The organism is Trinickia dabaoshanensis (genome assembly GCF_002879885.1).
Lineage (GTDB): Bacteria > Pseudomonadota > Gammaproteobacteria > Burkholderiales > Burkholderiaceae > Trinickia > Trinickia dabaoshanensis.
Genome location: NZ_PNYA01000058.1, coordinates 1 through 4620, shown reverse-complemented (window position 1 = coordinate 4620; position 4620 = coordinate 1). Strand labels below are relative to the sequence as shown.

General features: G+C 59.5%; 1 protein-coding gene and 2 pseudogenes. All 3 read left to right on the top strand.

The window, feature by feature from the left end; genetic code table 11:
• Window positions 1-127: 127 nt before the first annotated feature.
• Window positions 128-376, top strand: a pseudogene (locus tag C0Z18_RS32280) (type VI secretion system baseplate subunit TssF); the annotation flags it as partial.
• Window positions 377-398: 22 nt separating this feature from the next.
• Window positions 399-2228, top strand: coding sequence for a type VI secretion system baseplate subunit TssF (tssF, locus tag C0Z18_RS32275; protein ID WP_102649524.1), 1830 nt, complete (start codon window positions 399-401; stop codon window positions 2226-2228).
• Window positions 2229-2368: 140 nt separating this feature from the next.
• Window positions 2369-4186, top strand: a pseudogene (locus tag C0Z18_RS32270) (type VI secretion system Vgr family protein); the annotation flags it as partial.
• Between the last annotated feature and the right edge of the window lie 434 nt (window positions 4187-4620).

Sequence of the window (4620 nt, the reverse complement as noted above, 5' to 3'; positions counted from 1 at the left end):
CGTTGGTCCCGCTCGACTCGCGATTGGGAATTGAAGAACGAAGTCTGGCTCAATCCGGAGCGTGCGCCCCGAGCCGAATTAAAGCAGTGCGCGTGAAGCGACGCGACAACTACGTTGACAAACACCGCGCAATGCCGCCATCGAGTTGCCGGGCAACCCATTCATGACGGCAGTGCAAGGGACTGAATTGCGCATGACCATCGACGAGAAGCATTTCGTCGGCGCCAGCATCGCAACGTTCGTGGGCGCGATCAATACGTTTCTCGGTTACTACGTTCAGCTCAATAGCTTTGTCCGGTTGATCGTCGTCTCGAAGCATACGGGTGAAGAGATCGTGCGATGCAAGCCTCGCAGCAGTGACTTGATTCTCGGGTAATGGAAGAAGGAGACCTTTGCTGATGACGACCCGCCACGACGAGTTCGACGACGATCTACTTCGGCATTATTACGAGCGAGAGTTGGAAATCTTGCGCCGGGACTTGCGCGCTTTCGCACAGCGTAATCCGGAGGCCGCCACGCGATTGTCGATCAATAGCGATGGACGCTCGGATGATGCGGGCGTGGAGCGCATGGTGCAATCGACAGCCATTTTGCACGCCCGCCACAGCGTAAAGATCGATGACGACTATCCCGAGTTGTCCGAGGCGCTGATCGAGCGCACCTTTCCGCAGTATCTTCGATCCTTCCCGTCGTACTCCGTCGCACAGTTCGATATGGCAGGGAGGTTCGACAGCATGACCGAATCCGTCCGGATCGAGCGTGGGACGCAGTTGAAGACGACGGAAGGCGGGTGCTTGTTTCGAACCACGTATGACGTCGTGCTGGCGCCGGTGGAAATCGCGCGTGCTCAGTATGCGACGACGCCAACGGCCCCGCTAAACGTCAAGCTGCCGCCCGATGCCAGCGGGATGATCTCCTTGACCTTGCGCTCGGCTAAGATCGGCAGCCGCCTCGATGCGGTTGCCCCCGCCACGCTACGCGTCCATCTCGCGGGCCAGCCGCCCGTGGTTGCCGCGCTGTTGGACACCATGCTGCTGCGCACGGCAAGGGCTTATGTTGAAGACAGCGAGGGACGGTGGACTCGATTGCCGACCATTGCTGTCGCCCCGGTGGGGTTCGGTCCGCACGATTGGCTAGTCACCGACGCAAAAGAGCCCGGCCAGCCGTTCGGGCTGCTTGCCGAATACTTCGCGTATGCCGAGCGATTCCACTTCGTCGACATCGATTTGGCGTCGGTGTGCGCGGCTGCACCGGGCGAACAACTGACGCTGCATTGGGTGGTGACGGGCGTACCGCCGAATTCGCGTGCTGCACAGCAACTCGCGCATGTCTCGGCGGATCGCCTGAAGCTCTTTTGCACGCCGGTCGTCAATTTATTCGAAAGGAAGGGCGTCTCGCTCAAGCACGAACGGCAAAGTGGGGGGTGGCCCATCCATGCGCAGGCCAAGAACGACGCACACACCGAAGTTTGGTCGGTCGATCAGGTGCGCACGGAGCAAGGCGATCCGCTGCGCTCATCGGCCGCGCTGATGACCAGTGCCGCACACCCCACGTGGACACTCATACAACATAGTGGTCCCCTATCGCTTGAGGCTGGGCTCGCTGCGGCGCTGCGTCTTGACGGAGCCGATGGTCCCATGAGAACGGGACTCGAGATGGACACACTGGTAGCCGACGTGACGTGTACCAATGGGGATCTGCCGCATTCCTTGCCGTTCGGCGCATCGGGGGGGGACATGCGGCTGGCCGCCACGAAGTCAGCCACGGAGAAGATCGTGTTGCTCCGCGCGCCGACGGCAATCGTTCGGCTTTCCCGTAGCAACGGTGCACTGTGGCGGCTCATTGGTCAGCAGACGCCCCACGCACTACGGTTGACTCAGGCGGCGTTGCCGGCCCTCAAGCAGCTGTTTCAGCAATTCGCCCAACTCTCGCATGCACAGGCGCAGCACATCGACGGCATCATGGGCCTAAAGCACCGGTCCGTTATGACGCTCATGGCTAGAGCGCCACAGCCGGCAATGGTGCGGGGGATCGAGGTCACGCTGGAAATCGACGAGCAACGCTTCGTCGCGTGCAGCGTCGCCGTCTTCGCGCGCGCCATGGAGCGCTTCTTTGCGCCGTACGCGCCATCCAACAGCTTCGTTCAATTGATCATCGGGTCAAGCAGTATTAAGGGCGTCGTTTTATGGCGAGGCGAGCCGGTGTGCGGTGGAACGGCGCTGTTGTGAAAACCAAACGTTTATTGGAAATAATTGCTGGGCATTCAATGTGAATCGGGAATATTTGCTTTACGAGCTTCGATCAATCCTAACAATGCTTCGAGGTGTTTGGACTTGAAGAAAATCTAGGTAGAATCGCGCGCCTCTGAATGCCGACTTCTTCGTCAGGCTTGCCAATGAATACAAATCTGTCTGTCCAAGATCTGCGAAAGATCGCAACGGGGATGCAGCGCAATCGGCTGTTAACGCTGTTGTTCCCGCAGGGCAATGCCCCGTACGAGATCCTGTTGGTGAACCGCCTCGAAGGCGACGAATCGCTCTCCCGCGATTTCCGATTCGTGATCGAAATCCTGTCGGATAACGCGAAGCTCGATCCTGCTGATTTCGTCGGTAAGCTTATCGCCGTGAAATTGCTGCGCAACGACGGCAGCTATCGGTATTTCAGCGGGCACATCTTTACGTTTCGCCTGGTACGAGCCGATGGGGGCATCGTTTTCTACGAAGCCGAGGTGGGCCCATGGACTCGGTATTTAACGCTACGCAAGAACAACCGGCTGTTCTTGGATGAGAGCATCCATGGCCAAACCGCCACGATCTTCTCAGATTACGGCTCGTTGGCGATCTGGCAGTGGAAGGTCTATCAGAAGGACCTTTCGATGACGATGGCGTGCCAGTTCGGCGAGCACGACCATAACTACGTCCACCGCCGCTGGGAGCATCTGGGGCTGTGCTACTGGTACGAGCACACGGCGACGGAGCATAAGCTGATCATCTCCGATCCGGGGCGCCAGGAGCCGGTCATCGACGGTGACAGCCCGAAGATTCCTTACCAGGACAAAGCCGGTTCGCAGGAAGCGGACGGGATCCGATCGTGGTCGGTCGTTCAACAAATCACCTCCACGCACATTGCGGAATCGACCACCGACTTCAAGGCCATGCCCCATCTGAATGCGCGTAGCGGCGGTTTCGTCGATGCGCGTACCGATGCATGGGCGAGTGATGGCGGGCAGAAGCTGGAATGGTACGACTATGCGGGCCAGTATGCGCACCGGGACCTGGAAGATGGGGAGTGGCAAACCAGCCGCCGCATCGAAGCCATCGAGGCGATGGCACGGCAGTGGGAGGCCACCGGCAACAACCGCTTCGTGATGCCGGGGCGGTGGTTTCAACTGACCGACCACTTCGGATATTCGATCAGTGCCAGTCATTTCGACGATGAATATCTGATTACCTTTGCGCATCACGTTGCCACGAATAACTACCTTCAAGGGGTTGGCGCGCAGGCGACATACAGCAATCGATTTACGTGCGTGAGCAAACGCACGCCATGGCGGCCGATGCGCGGATTCAACAGCGTCGATACACGCATCTTGGCGCCGCAGACGGCGATTGTGGTCGGCCCCGAGGGCGAGAGCCTCTATACCGACGAGTATGGGCGCGTGCTGCTGCAATTCCATTGGGATCGAGAGGGCAAGTACACGACGTGGGTGCGTGTGTCGAGCGGTTGGGCGGGCGGCAGTCAAGGCATGAGCGCACTGCCTCGGATCGGCTCCGAGGTTGTCGTTCAATGGATCGACGGGAACCCTGATCATCCGCTGGTAACCGGTCGCGTGGGAAGCGAGATGAACCTGCCGGCATGGCGGTTGCCGCATCAGCGGGCACTGACGGGCATTCGCAGCCGTGAACTCGTGGGCGATACCGGCAATCGCGGTGGCGGGCGCAGCAATCACCTGGTTTTTGACGATACGGCGAACGCCATTCAGACGCAGCTACGGAGCGACCATCAGGCAAGTCAATTGTCGCTGGGGAGCATTACGCGGATCGAGGATTGGCAGGGTCGGCAGGACGTGCGTGGCGAAGGGTTCGAGTTGCGCACGGATGCAGTTGGGGCAATTCGCTCTGGCAAGGGCATGTTGGTGAGTACCGAGGCTCGCCCGAAGGGCAATTCGCATGTCGCAGACGTCAGTGAGCCAGCGTCGCGTCTCATGCAAGCGCAAAGACAGCACAACGAGCTGGGCAAGCTGGCCCAACAGCATCAGGCACAGGACGGTGGAGGCGACCAGAGCGGCGTGGCCGATGCGTTACAGACCCAGGTCGAAGGGATTAGGGGCCGCGCGGCTCGCGGCGGCGACGGGTCGAGGCCGTGTGGAAACTCCATTTTTTACGGTAGAAGGTTGGCTACGCCGCGAGGTCGAACGACTTCAGTCGATCGACCGGCGCAAATCGAGAATCGTGGTGACAGAAAGCCCTTCCGGGCTCTAGCTTCGCGCCAACCTCATGCTCTTCATCGCTCTCAAGACGCCAAGTATATTGATGACCCGCTTGATGTTGTATGCAAGCACTTGAAGGCTCATTTCCGTGCTCACTCGCCTAAGCGTTCGAGTCAGGAAGTGAGCGGGAC

Bases quoted from the DNA above. Each gene is read 5' to 3' on its own strand.
- tssF (WP_102649524.1), top strand. From the start codon at position 399: ATGACGACCCGCCACGACGAGTTCGACGACGATCTACTTCGGCATTAT.